The organism is Butyricicoccus sp. OF10-2, from assembly GCF_003481925.1.
Classification (GTDB): domain Bacteria; phylum Bacillota; class Clostridia; order Oscillospirales; family Butyricicoccaceae; genus Agathobaculum; species Agathobaculum butyriciproducens.
This window is the reverse complement of sequence record NZ_QUMC01000046.1, coordinates 1-14,683: the sequence shown is the minus strand read 5'-3', so window position 1 is coordinate 14,683 and position 14,683 is coordinate 1. Positions and strand designations below refer to the sequence as shown.

Sequence of the window (14,683 nt, the reverse complement as noted above, 5' to 3'; positions counted from 1 at the left end):
CGAGGCAGATGGCGGCGCGCGAAAACGGTGACGCGGCAGGCTGCACCGCAGGACAGCGCCGCAGGCGGTCAGGCACAGGGCGTGCACCGTGCCGCCGGATAGCCGAATGACGAAAAGGTGTCCGCACTCGTGTACAGCCGCCGCCAGCAGGAAAATGGGGAGCACGCCGCTCTCATCCGCGCACCAGAGCGCAGCCATGAGCACAAGAAAGCCGTCACGGACCTGAATCCGGCTCACAGCGCAAGATAGTCGGCAGGATCGAGCGCCGCGCCGTTGTGCCACAGCTCGAGGTGCAGGTGCGGACCGGTGGCGTTGCCGGTCTGGCCGACCTTGGCAATTTCCTGTCCGCAGGTGACGGTATCACCGACTTTGGCGGAAATGCTGCTGCAGTGCGCGTATAGGGTTGCAAAACCGTCCGCGTGGTCGACAATGATGTACAGGCCGTAGCCGGATTCACCGGTCTCGCGCACCGTGCCGTCCGCGAAGGCGGTGATGGGCGTGCCCTCGTCTGCGGCAAGGTCAAGCCCGTAGTGGAAGCCCGGCTGACCGGTGATGGGACTGAGCCTGCTGCCGAAAGAGGACGTCAGCGTGCCGGAAGTCGGCGTGGTGTGCTCGAACTCCAGCGGATAGACGGTCTGGTCAACCGTGTCGGGAAACAGGGTCTGGTCGCGGTCTAAAATATCGTCCGCACCGCCGGAGGATTCCGCGGGAACGGTATCTGCGGGCATGGCAGAGCCGCCGAATACCGCAAGAACATGGTCCGCGTTTGCCGCGCCGGACAGGGCAGAAGCCGCCTTTTCGCGCACGGTCTGCGCGAAGGGGATATCGGCGTACTTTATCACACCGGCAGCGAGAACCAGCGTTACGATGAATAACAGTCCTTTTCCGTGGCGTTTTTCGGTCATGGGGTACCTCCTTGAAATGTTGCACAGATTGAATGAACACCGCAGGGCGAGGGCACCCCGCCCTACGAATATCTTATGAATAGCGAAGATAGTCTATGATGTTCTCAGCGTGAGAAAATTTTTCAGGCTCTCCCTGCAAAAATGACGGCGGAATGGAAGTAATTTGCAGGAATCCTTGCAGGGCGGACAAGTGTTCTTGTGAGAAGATACAAAAAACGTAAAGTTACTCAAAAGATAATCAGTAGATTATCTGAAATTGTATTCTCAGCGCAAAAAAAGTGAGCCGAAATGCGGAAATGGTAGTATAATGTGAAGCATAATCCAAGACACCCGATAGGGTATGCCGATTCGGGGGAAACAAAGGAGAAGATTTCACCATGAAGAAAACACTCAGTATGCTCCTCGCCGGCGCTATGCTGGCTACGGCGCTGACCGGCTGTGGCGGTTCCGCTTCGAGCAGCTCCGATTCGCAGAACAGCGGCTCCGACAGCACCGCTTCCGGCACTGCCTTCCAGATTGGCGGCACCGGCCCGCTGACCGGCGCGGCTGCTATTTACGGCAATGCTGCAAAGAACGGCGCGCAGATCGCTGTTGACGAGATCAACGCTGAGGGCGGCGATATTCAGTTTGAGCTGAACTATCAGGACGATGAGCACGACGCCGAGAAGGCTGTCAACGCCTACAACACCCTGAAGGACTGGGGCATGCAGCTGTCCCTCGGCTCCGTAACCTCCAAGCCGTGCGAGGCTACCGCCGCTGAGAACTACAGCGACCGCATTTTCGCACTGACCCCGTCCGCATCCTCCGTTGCAGTAACCGAGGGCAAGGACAACGTATTCCAGATGTGCTTTATGGACCCGAACCAGGGCACCGCATCCGCGCAGTACATCGCAGAGCAGAAGCTCGGCACCAAGATTGCGATCATCTGGAAGAACGATGACGTTTACTCCACCGGTATTCACGACAAGTTCGTAGAAGAGGCAAAGACCAAGGGTCTGCAGGTCGTTTCCGACAAGACCTTCACCGATGCTTCCGCGAACGACTTCTCCGTTCAGCTGAACGATGCAAAGAGCAAGGGCGCTGACCTGGTATTCCTGCCGATGTACTATCAGCCGGCATCCCTGATCCTGACCCAGGCAAACAGCATGGGCTACAAGCCGAAGTTCTTCGGTGTAGACGGCATGGACGGCATTCTGACCATGGAAGGCTTTGATCCCAAGCTGGCCGAGGGCGTAATGCTGCTGACCCCGTTCAACGCAGACGCAACCGACGAAAAGACCGCTTCCTTCGTTAAGAAGTACAAGGAGCAGTTCGGCGAGACCCCGAACCAGTTCGCAGCCGACGCTTACGACTGTGTTTACGCTTACAAGCAGGCACTCGAGAATGCAGGCGCAACGCCGGATATGTCCGCTGAGGACCTGTGCGACAAGATGATCGAGCAGTTCACCTCCATGACCTTTGACGGCCTGACCGGTGAGGGCATGACCTGGGATGAGACCGGTGCCGTATCCAAGTCCCCGAAGGGCATGGTTATCGAGAACGGCGCTTACGTTGGTATGTAAGACCCTCTAAGGGGACTCTGTCCCCCTTAGATACCAAAAAAGTTCCGTAGAAACTTTTTTGGATATCCCCTTCGCCTTTGCACGGCAAAGGCGGTCGCGCCGCCACGGCGCGGGCAGCGGTGTCCCGAACGGGCAAAGCTCGTCCGGGACCATATTTGAACGCAAGGCGAGTAAAGGAGGTCTGGCAGCAGTCCTCCTTTACGCCTATTATAAAGAGGTATCATCCACCGAAAGTTATGGGGTGGGGCGGTGGCTTGACCATTGCCGAACCACTGCCCCATTTCATAAACAAGAGAAACAAAGATTTGAGGTGTTCCAAACCATGAGCTTTTTGAATCATTTGATCAGCGGCATCAGTCTGGGCAGCATCTACGCCATCATCGCACTCGGCTACACGATGGTTTACGGCATTGCAAAAATGCTGAACTTCGCGCACGGCGATGTTATCATGGTAGGCGGCTACATGTGCTTCTGCGCTACCACCTATCTCGGCTGGCCGGCGTGGATGGGCGTTGTGCTGGCTGTTATTGTCTGCACCGCGCTCGGTGTTGTTATTGAGAGACTTGCCTACAAGCCGCTGCGTATGGCGCCGTCGCTGGCGGTGCTGATCACGGCCATCGGCGTTTCGTACTTTCTGCAGAATGCGGCGCTGCTGATCTGGTCCTCCAACCCGAAGACCTTTACCTCGGTCGTTACCGGCGAGGCGCTCAGCCTGTTCGGCGGTCAGATGCAGATCTCCAAGGTGACGCTCGTTGCCATCGCGGCGTGCGTTGTCATCATGGTCGCTCTGATGCTGTTCACCGGCAAGAGCAAGGTCGGCACGGCGATGCGTGCGGTTTCTGAGGACAAGGGCGCGGCCCAGCTGATGGGCATCAATGTCAACACGACCATTTCCATCACCTTTGCGATCGGCTCGGGTCTTGCCGCTATCGCGGGCGTGCTGCTGTGCTCCGCGTACCCGACCCTGATGCCGACCACCGGCTCTCTGCCGGGCATCAAGGCATTCACCGCTGCCGTATTCGGCGGCATCGGCTCGATTCCGGGCGCGTTCATCGGCGGCATTCTGCTCGGCATCATCGAGATTTTTGCCAAGGCGTACATTTCCACGCAGCTGTCGGACGCGATCGTGTTCGCAGTGCTCATCGTGGTGCTGCTGGTCAAGCCGGACGGCCTGCTCGGCAAGCATGTGAGCGAAAAGGTTAAGGGGGCAGTCATATGAACAAGTTAAAATCCTATGCTGCGTCTAAGCGCGGACGTGACACGCTGCTGTGCTTCGGCATTGTCATCATTGCGTACATCATCGTGCAGGCTGCCATCGCAGGCGGCGGCATCTCCAGCCAGATCAAGGGTCTGCTCGTGCCCATCTGCGCGTATGTTGTCATGGCGATCTCGCTCAACCTGACCGTCGGCATCCTCGGTGAGCTGTCGCTCGGCCATGCGGGCTTTATGTCGGTCGGCGCGTTTGCGGGCATTGTCACCACCACCTGTCTGGCGGATGCGATTCCGCTTGCACCGCTGCGTCTGGCGGTCGCCATGGTCGTTGCCGGACTGTTTGCGGCGATTGCGGGTGTCATCGTCGGCGTGCCGGTACTGCGCCTCAAGGGCGACTACCTCGCCATCGTAACCCTCGCCTTCGGTGAGATCATCAAAAACATTGTAAACGTTATGTATCTCGGTCTGGATGATGCCGGTCTGCATTTCAGTCTGGTCAACCAGAATTTCGAGCTGGGCGACGGCGGCAAGATGATCATCAACGGCCCGATCGGCGTATCCGGCGTCACCAAGATCTCCACCTTCACCTCGGGCGTTGTGCTCATCCTCGTTACGCTGTTCTTCGTGCTGAACTTTGTAAACAGCCGCACGGGACGTGCTGTCATGGCGGTCCGCGACAACAAGATCGCCGCTGACTCCATCGGCATCTCCACCTCGCACTACAAGCTGCTCGCGTTCGTGGTCTCCGCGGCGTTCGCAGGCATGGCGGGCACGCTGTACGCGATGAACTTCTCCACCGTAACCGCTGCCAAGTTTGACTTCAACACCTCCATTCTGGTGCTCGTATTCGTCGTTCTCGGCGGTCTGGGCAACATCTGGGGTTCCATTATTGCCGCAACGCTGCTGACGCTGCTGCCTGAGCTGCTGCGCGGCCTGAGCAACTACCGTATGCTCATCTACGCAATCCTGCTGATTGCAATGATGCTGTTCAACAACTCCTCCTTCAAGGTTCGCCTGCTGGAGAAGCGCGCAATGCGTCAGATGGAAAAGGCCGAAAAGGCCGGCGGCAAAAAGGAGGGTGCGTAAGCCATGGCAATGCTGGAAGTTACTTCGCTCGGCATTTCGTTCGGCGGTCTGCGTGCCGTTGACGAGCTGAGCATGAAAATCGAAAAGGGCGGTCTGGTCGGCCTCATCGGCCCGAACGGCGCAGGCAAGACCACCGCATTCAATATGCTGACCGGCGTGTACCGCCCGACCGACGGCGGCATCCGTCTGGACGGTCAGAACCTCATCGGCAAAAAGCCGCATGAAATTTGTAAACTGGGCGTTGCCCGCACGTTCCAGAACATCCGCCTGTTCTCGCAGCTGAGCGTGCTGGATAACGTAAAGACCGGTCTGCACAATCAGATCACCTACTCGTTCGCAGAGAGCATGTTCCACCTCGGCTCCTACCGCAAAAAGGAGAAGCAGATGGATGAAAAGGCGCTCGAGCTGCTGCGCGTGTTCGATCTGGACGGCGTAGCCGACTACAAGGCAGCCAACCTGCCGTACGGCAAGCAGCGCAAGCTCGAGATCGCGCGCGCACTGGCTACCAACCCCAAGCTGCTGCTGCTCGATGAGCCTGCCGCGGGCATGAACCCGAACGAGACCGAGGAGCTGATGGAGACGATCGAAATCGTCCGCAAGAGGTTCGGCGTAACCGTTCTGCTCATCGAGCATGACATGAAGCTGGTCTCTGGCATCTGCGAGTACCTGTATGTGCTCAACTTCGGCCGTCTGCTCGCTGAGGGCACGCCCAAGGAAGTGCTGAGCAATCCGGAAGTCGTTAAGGCATATCTGGGCGAATAAGAAAGGAGGAAACAAGTATGGCAATGTTGGAAGTAAAGGACATCAACGTGTATTACGGCCTGATTCATGCACTGCGTGATGTTTCCTTCGAGGTAAACGAGGGCGAGGTCGTAGCGCTCATCGGTGCGAACGGCGCGGGCAAGACCACCACGCTGCACACCGTCACGGGTCTGCTGCCGTCGAAGGGCGGCACGGTGACGTTTGAGGGTAAGGATATTACGCACAAGCCGGGTCATGCCATTGTAAAGCTCGGCATGAGCCACGTTCCGGAGGGCCGCCGCGTGTTCGCGGGTCTGACGGTCGCGGAGAACCTGCGTATGGGCGCGTATACCCGCCCGAAGAATGAAATCCCGGAGTCGCTGAAAATGGTCTACGAGCGTTTTCCGCGTCTGGAGGAGCGTAAAAATCAGGCAGCCGGTACGCTGTCCGGCGGCGAGCAGCAGATGCTCGCAATGGGCCGTGCGCTGATGAGCAAGCCGCGCATCCTGCTGCTCGATGAGCCGTCTATGGGTCTGTCGCCGCTGTTCGTCGGCGAAATCTTCAAGATCATCGAGGAAGTGTCCAAGGCAGGCACCACTGTCCTGCTGGTAGAGCAGAACGCAAAGAAGGCGCTGTCCATCGCGGACAGAGGCTACGTCCTTGAGACCGGCAAGATCGTCAAGACCGGCAAGGCAGCTGATCTGCTGAATGATGACTCTATTAAGAAGGCTTATCTGGGAGAATAAATTTCGGAAATGGAAAATGGAGAATGGAAAATGGAAAATGAATGTGCGGCGCACAGCGCCGATATTAAATAATCGCGCTATGCGCGATACCACAATTCTCAATTCTCAATTCTCCATTCTCAATTATCAATTTATGTAGGGGGTAAATTATGAAACCTTACGTTATCACAATCGCGCGCCAGTACGGTTCGGGCGGCAAGACGGTCGGCAAGATGCTGGCGGACAAGCTGGGCATTCCGTTCTACAACCGCGAGATCATTACCATGGCGAGTGAGGACAGCGGTGTCAACGCCATGCTGTTCTCGGACGAGCGCCTCAAGGGCGATTTCCTGACGCGCCTGCGCGCGCATTATCACGGCAACACGCCCGTGCCGAACGACTCGTCCAAGTCCTACCTCAAGGATGAGGCGCTGTTCGCCTATCAGGTGAAGATCATCCGCCGGCTGGCGGATCAGGGTCCGTGCGTTATGATCGGCCGCTGTGCCGACTATATTCTGGCAGGCCGACCGGATGTTGTGCGCGTGTTCGTCCATGCGGACAAGGATTTCTGTCTCGAGCAGGCCATGAAGGTGGACTCGCTGCCCGAGAACGAGGTGGCAAAGAAGATCGCCGAGATCGACGAGTACCGCGCCCGCTACTACAAGCACCACACCGGCCACGATTGGTATGATGCGCGGAATTATGATCTGTCGCTCAACAGCGGCGTGCTCGGCTTTGACGGCACGGTTGAGGAGATCATCAAGTATATGGAAGTGCGCGAGCAGTTTCAGAAGTAAACAGGGGAGAACCGTCTGTGAGAGCAGGCGGTTTTCTTTTTGCGTTTGGCGGTTGAAAGGATTTACTCTACGGTATCCCATAATCGTTATGATTTACAGGTCGAATCCTTTGGTGGAATGTATGCCGTTGTATGGTCTGCGCAACGCCAAATCCTACACCTGCAATCGCCCCAATTCGACCTGAAAAAACTTTTTCAAAAAAATTAAAAAAAGGGGTTGACGAAACGGGGATTCTGTTATATACTAAACAAGTCGTCAGCGATGAGTCATCAAAAACGACAACAACTTAACAAGATGGAGAGTTGGCTGAGTGGTCGAAGGCGCACGATTGGAAATCGTGTAGGCGTGATGAGCGTCTCTAGGGTTCAAATCCCTAACTCTCCGCCATAGAGGACTGAAATCGAAAGGTTTCAGTCCTTTTTGCATTTGTACACAGAAAAATAGTTGCAAGTAAATTTCTGACATACGCAGGGTAAAAATCGAAAATGGCCCCAAAATGGCCCAACATTGATAGAGCATGTCCTCCGAATACGCGGAGGATTTTTTATTTCCCGGAAAATATTTTTTCGGAGTTGACCATTTGTGGTCAATTTTTTATCCGTTCCGGCGGTAGGGTAAAGGGAGGTGCTCACATGGGCAGAAACAGAAAAGTTGGATTGGACTGGTGGCCGCGCGACATCGGCCTGTACCGTGACCCGAAGCTGAGAGCCGCACGGCAGAAATTCGGCGTGCTCGGGCCGTATGTGTACGAATGCCTGCTCGACATTGCCTACGGAGACAAGGGCTACTACATCGCCTACAGCGGCGAGGGCCGCGAGGACACGCTGTGGCAGCTCCGCGAGTACACCGCCGGACTGGAAAACGTGACGATCGAAACACTGGCCGCCGTAGTCGATCAGCTGGTGGCAAGCGGCTTGTTCCATGCTGCGTTATATGAACGCGGCTTTCTCACATCCAAAAGAATACAGATGGGGTATTTCATCGCAACCTTAGGACGAAATGCCCAGCAGATCAACTTTGACATTTGGCTGCTCTCCGAGGACGAAATGAGGGAGAAAAACCCAAGTGGCAAGGCTTTTATTCTGCGCTCCTTTATTTCTCGCCAAGAAAAGGGCATTTCTCGCCAGGAAATCGGTATTTCTCGCCAAGAAAGTACACAGAGCAGAGAAGAGCAGAGAACAGAAGAGCAGAGTACAGTAGAGGACAGTAGAGCAGAGCAGACCAGAAAAGAGAAAGCAGTTACGGCTGATTCTGGTCTGACGACCGAACTGGAAGAAAAACTGAATTGTAAGTTTGACCATAATTTCTGTCTGGAGCTGCGCAGGCTGCAGAACAAGGGTATGCACCGTGAGGTGTTCTTAGATACCGCCCGACAGACGGCTGAGAATGCACCGCGCAATCCGGCAGGGTATTTCCGCACGCTGCTGCAGAACTGCGAGCGTGACGGCATTCTCACCGCTGAGGATATGCAGAAACGGGCAAAGCCTGCACCGGCGCAGCCGCAATCGGGCCGTCGAGCGAACAGCTGTCCGCGTTCGATCGGGAATGGTACGAGCGGGTCAAGCGGTACACAAGGGAGAAGGCGGTGCCGTCATAACCCTTTTCAACCGCGCCCGTGTCTGCTATAATGAGACAGACAAGAGAGGTGATTAGGATGGGCTACATTCGCCGTCCTGCGTATTACAAGGCATTCCGGTGCATCGGCTCGGACTGCACGGAAAACTGCTGTATCGGCTGGGAGATCGACGTAGACGAGGATTCCCTTGCGTACTACGAGACCGTTCCCGGCGATTTTGGTGAGCGTTTGCGCGCGAGCATTGCGCCTGCGGACGAGCAGACCGGAGAGCCGGCGCATTTTCGTCTGGACGCCGAGGAGCGGTGTCCGCTGCTGAACGACTGCAACCTGTGCGAAGTGCTGCTCCACTTAGGTGAGGACAAAATGGCGCAGATCTGCACCGACCACCCGCGGTATTACGAGTGGTTTTCGGACGGCCGCGAGGACGGTCTCGGCTTGTGCTGTGAGGCTGCCGCCGAGTTGATACTCGCGCAGACCGGCGCACCGGCGTTTGACGTGACCGAGGCGGACGGCGTATCCGAAACCGGCACGGAGGCGGAAACCGAACTGGAGAACGTGCTGTTTTCCATGCGCGATACGCTGTTCCGGCTGGCGTGTGAGGACGCGCCGTTCGATGACAAGGCCGACAGGCTCTACCGCACGGCAAAGGCGCAGCAGGAGCAGTACGACGACCTGCTGTTCCCGTTCCCCGAGGGGGAGGACGAGGATGCAGACGAGACGGACGAGGACACGGCTTCGTGGTCGCAGGCGTTCTGGCGGGAGAGCACGCTCACGAGCCTGCTCGAGATGCTGCTCGGCTTTGAGATCAACAAGGATGACTGGCGCACGCTGCTGACCGGCGCAAAGGCGCGCCTGCCGGAGATTTTAGCCCGCAGAGAGGCGTTTTTGCAGGCGTATCAGGGCAAACGCCATGAATACGATAACCTGCTGACGTACTTCCTGTACCGGCACTTTATGAAGGCGCTCGGAGACGACGCCGTGCAGGACAAGGTGCAGCTGGCGCTCGTGAGCACGGCGGTCATTCAGCTGCTCGATGTGTACGAGTGGCTCACCAACGGGGAACTCACGCACTGGGCGCAGATCTGCATCTGCAAGGCGTACTCGCGCGAGATTGAGTATAACGAGGACAATACCGAGCAGCTTGCCGCGTTTTCCGTCCTTGACGAAATGGAATAATGTGAAACACCGCGGACTGGGGGTCTGCGGTGTTTTTGTTTTGCGGCGCTGAACCACAGCGGAGGAGTGCGGCACCCGCCGCGGGGGGCAAAAAGGAAGGAACACCTGCGGTTTCCCTTCCTCTTTGAACTCCTACCTTTCCCTAATATCACCCGTGAGCAGCTTGCCGCCATGCTGTACCGCTATGCCGGCGAGCCGGACGGCGCGGCGGACCTGTCCGCCTACACGGACGCAGGCTCGGTTTCTGCGTATGCGGAAAAGGCGGTGCAGTGGTGCGTCAAGAACGGCATTCTGACCGGTAAAACGTCCTCGACACTCGCTCCCGAGGCTACGGCAACCCGCGCGGAGTGCGCGGCGATGCTGCAGCGGTTCGCTGCACTCTGACTGTCGCGAAACTACAGTTTCGCCGACAAGTAGGAACGGACCGTGGGCCGTTCCAAAGTCGTCCGAAAGTTCCGCCCGTTGGTTGAAACTTTCTCCCTCCGGAAGTATAAAAATTTGCGCTATCCTTGCGCGGTTTCTTGACCGCGCTGCGCTGATACATGCTCCCCGTTTTTATGGATTGCAATGCAATCCTATTGAATGCGCGCTAACGCGCGAAGAGAACGAGAAAGCAACAGCCTGAACGAATGAAAGAGCACCGCAGCTTGTATTCTGCGGTGCTTTTTGCTGTCTGTGTCCTTCAAAACATACGGAAGTCTACGCAGAACGGTAACAGTCGGTACACCGTTTCAACACAGAACAAATTTATGATAGTATCATCAAAGGAAGGGAGGCGGCGGCATGCAGACGAGCACACAGGCAGTCCGCGCACGCACGGACGAGCCGTTTTTGGAGCGGTTTATTGAGGCGCACGAGGCGTTCGTTCTCCGGTGCGCGAGCAGGCACGCAGGCTTTGCGGTTACGCGCAGCGACGATGAATACTCGGTCGCGCTGCTGGCCTTCTACGAAGCCATCAAGGGCTACGACCCGGCAAGCGGGCCGTTCGGCGCGTATGCGTCGCTTGTGATTGGCAGACGCCTTGCCGACCATTACCGCAGTCAACACCGGTTTGACGCGGAAACGCCGCTTGCCCCGCAGACGTTCGACGGCACGGTGGACCGCGAGAGTGCGGACGCGCCATGCAGCAGGCGGTCGCGGAGCAGATGAGCGAAGTAAAGCCGGTCAGCGCACAGGAGGAAATCGAGGCGGCAAACACGGTGTTTGAGAAGTATGGGTTCGTGTTTTATGATTTAGCGGCAAGCTCACCCAAGTCGGACAAGACGCGCCGCAGTTGCGCCGTGGCGGTCGGCACGCTGCTGCATTCGCCGGTGCTGTTCGCGTCCATGCAGAGCGCGCACAGCCTGCCGGTCAAGGCGCTCGCGCAGCAGTGCGGCGTGTCGGCGCGGACGATAACCCGTCACCGGGATTACATTGTAGCGGCGGCGCTGCTCATCGACGGCGATTACCCCATCCTCTGCACCTATCTGCAGACCATGCGCAAGGAGGCAGAGCAATGCGTGCGATAATTACGGATATTCGAGCGGGAAAGGCCGCCGCGCTCGCGGAGGACGGCACGGTTCACCTTGTAGACGCGAAGAACAGAGCAGTCGGACAGGAGATTCGGATTCCGGCGAAGCACCGCAGACGGTGGAAAAAGCCGCTGACCTGGGCGGCGTGTGCGGCTGTCCTGTGCGGCATGGCGACCACCAGCGTGTACGCCGCGTATGAGCCATATGCCAGCGTCAGCATCGTGGGCGGCACGGACAGCGTGGAGTATACGGTAAACCGGTTCAATCAGGTGCTCGGCGCCCGCGTTTCCGGCAAGGAGCAGCCGCCGGACGGCAAAATTCCGCGGTTTGCACGCATTGATAAGGCGGTGGAGCATACCGTCCGGCAGGAAGCAAAGGAAGGCGAGCGCGTCAGCATCACCGTGACCTCGCGCAGCAGCGGCCACGCCGAACGGCTCCGTGAGCATATTGACGATCGGTTCCGGCAGTCCGGCGATAAGAGAAACCTGCCTGAGGTGAGGGTGCAGCCGCCGGAGAAACCGGGGAACGCTTCGGGAGAGAGCCGGCAGAGTGAGAGCGCAGAGCAGGCATAAAAATGCTCCCGCGCTTGACTTGGCGCGGGAGTGTGGTATAATAAAGATACAAAAAGGGAAACGCTGTGCGCAGCGGTTAGACCCTTTCTAAGTAGTCATTTGTTAGATGACCGTTTGGGGGCCAGCCCAAGCGGTCATCGCGCATTTATAAGGAACATGTACAGTACAATGACCGCACAGATAAAAAGCTCAAAGGCTTTCTTCCTCATGCGCAGCACCTCCTTCCGCCCACAGACCGTGGGGAAGAAGAAGATCTGACCGCCTGCAGTGATTGCTCACTGCGTGTGCAACAGCGTTTCCACGAGTTAAGTATAACAGGACGTGCGAAAAATGTCAATTTCCGCAGGTTGACAGCACCTGAAAGTGTGCTATAATGTAATTAAAGGGAAACGCCGTCCGTTGGACGGTCAGCTCCCAAGTTCAGTCAAAAGTTTTCACAGATGACCGTACGGTTGCCGCCGGACGGTCATCGCGCATATACGGAGAAAATGTACAATACAATGACTGCACATACCAAAAGCTGAAGTGCTTTCTTCCGCATTTACGCCACCTCCTTTCCGCCTCAAACCGAGGGAGGAAAAGAGGAGCTGACCGTTTGTCCATGCAAACAGGCGTTTCCTTATGACAAGTATATCACACAGGCGCAAAACCTGTCAATTTGCGGCTGACCTTACCCGGTCGGCCGCTTTTTGCGTGAAAATGCTTGCCTTTTGCATGGAAAATGCCGTATACTTGTATATACCGAATCCACACGCTAAGGAGCGAAACCTATGAATATCACCAAGGGCGATGTGCAGGAGCTGCGCCGCCGTTTGAAAAAGACCGAATGCACGTTCGGGCGTCTGTGCGGCTGCTACGTCAACAGCGGCAAGCAGATCGTGACCAAGTTTACCGAGCAGTTTTCCGAACTGGAAGAGGATGAATACTACAAGTACCTCGAGATCGCCAAAAAGACGTTCAGCGGCACGCTCGGCGCAAACCTGCTGGAATTGGAGTTTGACCGCAGCGACAGCGGCATCGAGCACCAGAAATACCTGCTGACGCTCAAGGACAGCAAGCTGGCGAACGAGGAGCTGCTTGACCGTCTGTACGAGCAGGTGATCGAGGAGTACAGCTACCCGGGCAACTACCTGATCGTGGTTTACCACGATGTGTACGACGTGCCGAGCAAGGCTACCTCGGGCGAGGACCAGGACGAATCCACCGAGCTGTATGCGTACTGCGTGTGCGCGGTCTGCCCGGTCGAGCTGGCGAAGCCTGCGCTCGGCTATAAGGAGGACGAAAACCGCATCGGTGCGCGGGAGCGCGACTGGGTGGTCGGTCTGCCCGACCTCGGCTTTGTGTACCCGGCATTTGCAAACCGCGGCAGCGATGTCAACGCCGTGATGTACTACGTCAAGACCGGTCGTCCGTCGCACCCCGAGTTCATCGAGAACGTGCTCGGCTGTGTCGCGCAGCGCACGGCTGCCGAGGACAAGCTGGCATTCAAGAACGTGGTGCACGACGCCTCGGTGAGGATGAGGAGCAGGCGGACGCGGCGTTCTTCCAGATGCAGAAGACCATCAGCGCCATGGTGGCCGAGCGGGAGGAGGACGAGAGCCTGCCGCCGGTCGAGCTGACCGCCGAGGCGGTTTCCGGTCTGGCGACCGAGGCCGAGGTGCCGGATGAGGTGCGCGCGCAGATCGAGAAGTCGTACGAGCAGGTGTTCGGTGACCAGCCGCCGCAGGCGCATAACGTGCTGGACAGCCGTCTGGTCGAGGAGGGCACGGTCAAGGCGCATACCGCCGCCCTGGAGCAGAAGGTGGCAGTGCTGCAGCAGGAGCTGGCGCATCAGGCAGCAAACGCCACCGACACGGACGAGGACGATGTTCCGTGGGAGACCGGCACGGTCATCGACGTGCGCATGCCGCAGGAGAGAGCCGTAAACGTCCATACCGAGGTTGTGGAAGGGCAGAAGTGCTTGTCATTCCGCTCACCGGGGATGAATCCGCGCGGATCAACGGCGTGGAAGTGGAATAATTTATACATTAGGGCGTACCGAAAGGTATGCCCTTTTCGTTTTTTCAGCACCGGCTGAGTGGGGAAACTGAACCGCGCAGGCGGTTCACCCTTTCCGGGCGGCAGCTTTTTTTCAGCACCGGCTGAGCGGGGTGCACGAACTGCGTCAGCGTGTTCGCCCCTGACGGGCGGGGAGTTTTTCGCTTGAAATCAAGCGAGGAGTTGCGCTCTGCGGAGCGCGGGGATTCGCCGCGCCCCGCGGCGGGGCAAGAGGGTAGACACCTACGGTTTCTACCCTCTTAACTCCCGTTTCCCTTTATTTCTTAGTCTGGCGCAGATTGCCGACATGTGACCGCTTCGAAATAAGGGAACGGCAGAGGAGTTTTTCTCTGCTGCGGACGAACTACCTTCGGAGTTCGTCCTCTTGAGCAACCTGTTCGCAGTGTCAGATAGCGTACTGCTACACAGGTCGGCTACTTCCAGCAGGCGCGGCATGACAGTGCCGCGCAACTCTTTAACACGTTATACCGCACGGCACCTACGAATTTAGATGTCTGGTATAATTTATCCTCGTAGGTGCTGTCTATTACAACGCGCTCACGAATTGCGCGGCACTGCTATGCCGCGCCCTGCGTAGAGTTGCCCATATGTGTAGCAGTACGCTGTCTGTGAACTGCGAAAAGGCGGAGAAAGACACGCTGCGGTAACCCGACTGCCGTTCCTATTTTCGAAGCGGTCACATATAGGCAATCTGCGCCAGATTAGGAAGCAAGGGAAAGGTAGGAGTTCAAAGAGGAAGGAAAACCGCAGGTTGTCCTTCCT

General features: G+C 57.3%; 15 protein-coding genes, 1 tRNA gene and 1 pseudogene. 15 read left to right on the top strand and 2 right to left on the bottom strand.

What is annotated here, in order from left to right; genetic code table 11:
* Both DXB00_RS15550 and DXB00_RS15545 read right to left on the bottom strand, forming a co-directional pair.
* Positions 1–237: pseudogene (locus DXB00_RS15550) on the bottom strand (hypothetical protein); the annotation flags it as partial.
* On the bottom strand, positions 234–905 hold the full coding sequence (locus tag DXB00_RS15545; RefSeq protein WP_119215164.1) for a M23 family metallopeptidase: 672 nt from the start codon (positions 903–905) through the stop codon (positions 234–236). The gene DXB00_RS15545 and the pseudogene DXB00_RS15550, both read right to left, overlap by 4 nt.
* 377 nt (positions 906–1,282) lie before the next feature.
* Here DXB00_RS15545 and DXB00_RS15540 point away from each other — a divergent pair, with 377 nt between their 5' ends.
* From DXB00_RS15540 to DXB00_RS17840, 15 genes are all read left to right on the top strand, one after another.
* Positions 1,283–2,467: an ABC transporter substrate-binding protein gene (locus DXB00_RS15540; RefSeq protein ID WP_118730368.1), complete on the top strand. Its 1,185-nt coding sequence runs from the start codon at positions 1,283–1,285 to the stop codon at positions 2,465–2,467.
* Positions 2,468–2,789: 322 nt separating this feature from the next.
* Positions 2,790–3,686, top strand: coding sequence for a branched-chain amino acid ABC transporter permease (locus DXB00_RS15535; protein WP_119215163.1), 897 nt, complete (start codon positions 2,790–2,792; stop codon positions 3,684–3,686).
* A complete protein-coding gene (locus tag DXB00_RS15530; RefSeq protein ID WP_119215162.1) occupies positions 3,683–4,765 on the top strand; it encodes a branched-chain amino acid ABC transporter permease in 1,083 nt (360 codons plus the stop codon). Before DXB00_RS15535 ends, DXB00_RS15530 begins: the two co-directional genes overlap by 4 nt.
* A 3-nt stretch (positions 4,766–4,768) precedes the next feature.
* The gene (locus DXB00_RS15525) at positions 4,769–5,527 is read left to right on the top strand and encodes an ABC transporter ATP-binding protein (protein WP_117751972.1); all 759 of its coding nucleotides are present in this window, start codon (positions 4,769–4,771) and stop codon (positions 5,525–5,527) included.
* Between the two features lie 17 nt (positions 5,528–5,544).
* Positions 5,545–6,252, top strand: coding sequence for an ABC transporter ATP-binding protein (locus DXB00_RS15520; RefSeq protein WP_110435076.1), 708 nt, complete (start codon positions 5,545–5,547; stop codon positions 6,250–6,252).
* Between the two features lie 149 nt (positions 6,253–6,401).
* Positions 6,402–7,028, top strand: coding sequence for a cytidylate kinase-like family protein (locus DXB00_RS15515; RefSeq protein ID WP_117751971.1), 627 nt, complete (start codon positions 6,402–6,404; stop codon positions 7,026–7,028).
* A gap of 296 nt (positions 7,029–7,324) precedes the next feature.
* Positions 7,325–7,415: transfer RNA gene (locus DXB00_RS15510), tRNA-Ser, on the top strand.
* A 245-nt stretch (positions 7,416–7,660) separates the two neighbouring features.
* Positions 7,661–8,656 (top strand): DUF4373 domain-containing protein, encoded by a 996-nt coding sequence (locus tag DXB00_RS15505; protein WP_158581337.1) that lies wholly within the window; start codon positions 7,661–7,663, stop codon positions 8,654–8,656.
* A gap of 26 nt (positions 8,657–8,682) precedes the next feature.
* Positions 8,683–9,780 (top strand): flagellin lysine-N-methylase, encoded by a 1,098-nt coding sequence (fliB, locus tag DXB00_RS15500; protein WP_119215160.1) that lies wholly within the window; start codon positions 8,683–8,685, stop codon positions 9,778–9,780.
* Between the two features lie 171 nt (positions 9,781–9,951).
* The gene (locus tag DXB00_RS15495; protein ID WP_118730372.1) at positions 9,952–10,164 is read left to right on the top strand and encodes an S-layer homology domain-containing protein; all 213 of its coding nucleotides are present in this window, start codon (positions 9,952–9,954) and stop codon (positions 10,162–10,164) included.
* 399 nt (positions 10,165–10,563) lie between these two features.
* The gene (locus DXB00_RS15490; protein ID WP_119215159.1) at positions 10,564–10,929 is read left to right on the top strand and encodes a sigma factor; all 366 of its coding nucleotides are present in this window, start codon (positions 10,564–10,566) and stop codon (positions 10,927–10,929) included.
* The gene (locus tag DXB00_RS15485) at positions 10,926–11,288 is read left to right on the top strand and encodes a hypothetical protein (RefSeq protein WP_119215158.1); all 363 of its coding nucleotides are present in this window, start codon (positions 10,926–10,928) and stop codon (positions 11,286–11,288) included. Before DXB00_RS15490 ends, DXB00_RS15485 begins: the two co-directional genes overlap by 4 nt.
* The gene (locus tag DXB00_RS15480) at positions 11,276–11,863 is read left to right on the top strand and encodes a hypothetical protein (protein WP_118730374.1); all 588 of its coding nucleotides are present in this window, start codon (positions 11,276–11,278) and stop codon (positions 11,861–11,863) included. The genes DXB00_RS15485 and DXB00_RS15480 overlap by 13 nt, the downstream gene beginning before the upstream one ends.
* Positions 11,864–12,633: 770 nt before the next feature.
* Complete coding sequence (locus DXB00_RS17845; protein WP_117492765.1) at positions 12,634–13,482, top strand: DUF4317 family protein; 849 nt, start codon at positions 12,634–12,636, stop codon at positions 13,480–13,482.
* Positions 13,413–13,940 carry a DUF4317 family protein gene (locus DXB00_RS17840; protein ID WP_117555265.1) on the top strand — a complete coding sequence of 176 codons (528 nt, stop codon included), beginning with the start codon at positions 13,413–13,415 and terminating at the stop codon, positions 13,938–13,940. The genes DXB00_RS17845 and DXB00_RS17840 overlap by 70 nt, the downstream gene beginning before the upstream one ends.
* Positions 13,941–14,683: the final 743 nt, after the last annotated feature.

Bases quoted from the DNA above. Each gene is read 5' to 3' on its own strand.
- DXB00_RS15545 (WP_119215164.1), bottom strand. From the start codon at position 905: ATGACCGAAAAACGCCACGGAAAAGGACTGTTATTCATCGTAACGCTG.
- DXB00_RS15540 (WP_118730368.1), top strand. From the start codon at position 1,283: ATGAAGAAAACACTCAGTATGCTCCTCGCCGGCGCTATGCTGGCTACG.
- DXB00_RS15535 (WP_119215163.1), top strand. From the start codon at position 2,790: ATGAGCTTTTTGAATCATTTGATCAGCGGCATCAGTCTGGGCAGCATC.
- DXB00_RS15530 (WP_119215162.1), top strand. From the start codon at position 3,683: ATGAACAAGTTAAAATCCTATGCTGCGTCTAAGCGCGGACGTGACACG.
- DXB00_RS15525 (WP_117751972.1), top strand. From the start codon at position 4,769: ATGGCAATGCTGGAAGTTACTTCGCTCGGCATTTCGTTCGGCGGTCTG.
- DXB00_RS15520 (WP_110435076.1), top strand. From the start codon at position 5,545: ATGGCAATGTTGGAAGTAAAGGACATCAACGTGTATTACGGCCTGATT.
- DXB00_RS15515 (WP_117751971.1), top strand. From the start codon at position 6,402: ATGAAACCTTACGTTATCACAATCGCGCGCCAGTACGGTTCGGGCGGC.
- DXB00_RS15505 (WP_158581337.1), top strand. From the start codon at position 7,661: ATGGGCAGAAACAGAAAAGTTGGATTGGACTGGTGGCCGCGCGACATC.
- fliB (WP_119215160.1), top strand. From the start codon at position 8,683: ATGGGCTACATTCGCCGTCCTGCGTATTACAAGGCATTCCGGTGCATC.
- DXB00_RS15495 (WP_118730372.1), top strand. From the start codon at position 9,952: ATGCTGTACCGCTATGCCGGCGAGCCGGACGGCGCGGCGGACCTGTCC.
- DXB00_RS15490 (WP_119215159.1), top strand. From the start codon at position 10,564: ATGCAGACGAGCACACAGGCAGTCCGCGCACGCACGGACGAGCCGTTT.
- DXB00_RS15485 (WP_119215158.1), top strand. From the start codon at position 10,926: ATGAGCGAAGTAAAGCCGGTCAGCGCACAGGAGGAAATCGAGGCGGCA.
- DXB00_RS15480 (WP_118730374.1), top strand. From the start codon at position 11,276: ATGCGTGCGATAATTACGGATATTCGAGCGGGAAAGGCCGCCGCGCTC.
- DXB00_RS17845 (WP_117492765.1), top strand. From the start codon at position 12,634: ATGAATATCACCAAGGGCGATGTGCAGGAGCTGCGCCGCCGTTTGAAA.
- DXB00_RS17840 (WP_117555265.1), top strand. From the start codon at position 13,413: ATGCAGAAGACCATCAGCGCCATGGTGGCCGAGCGGGAGGAGGACGAG.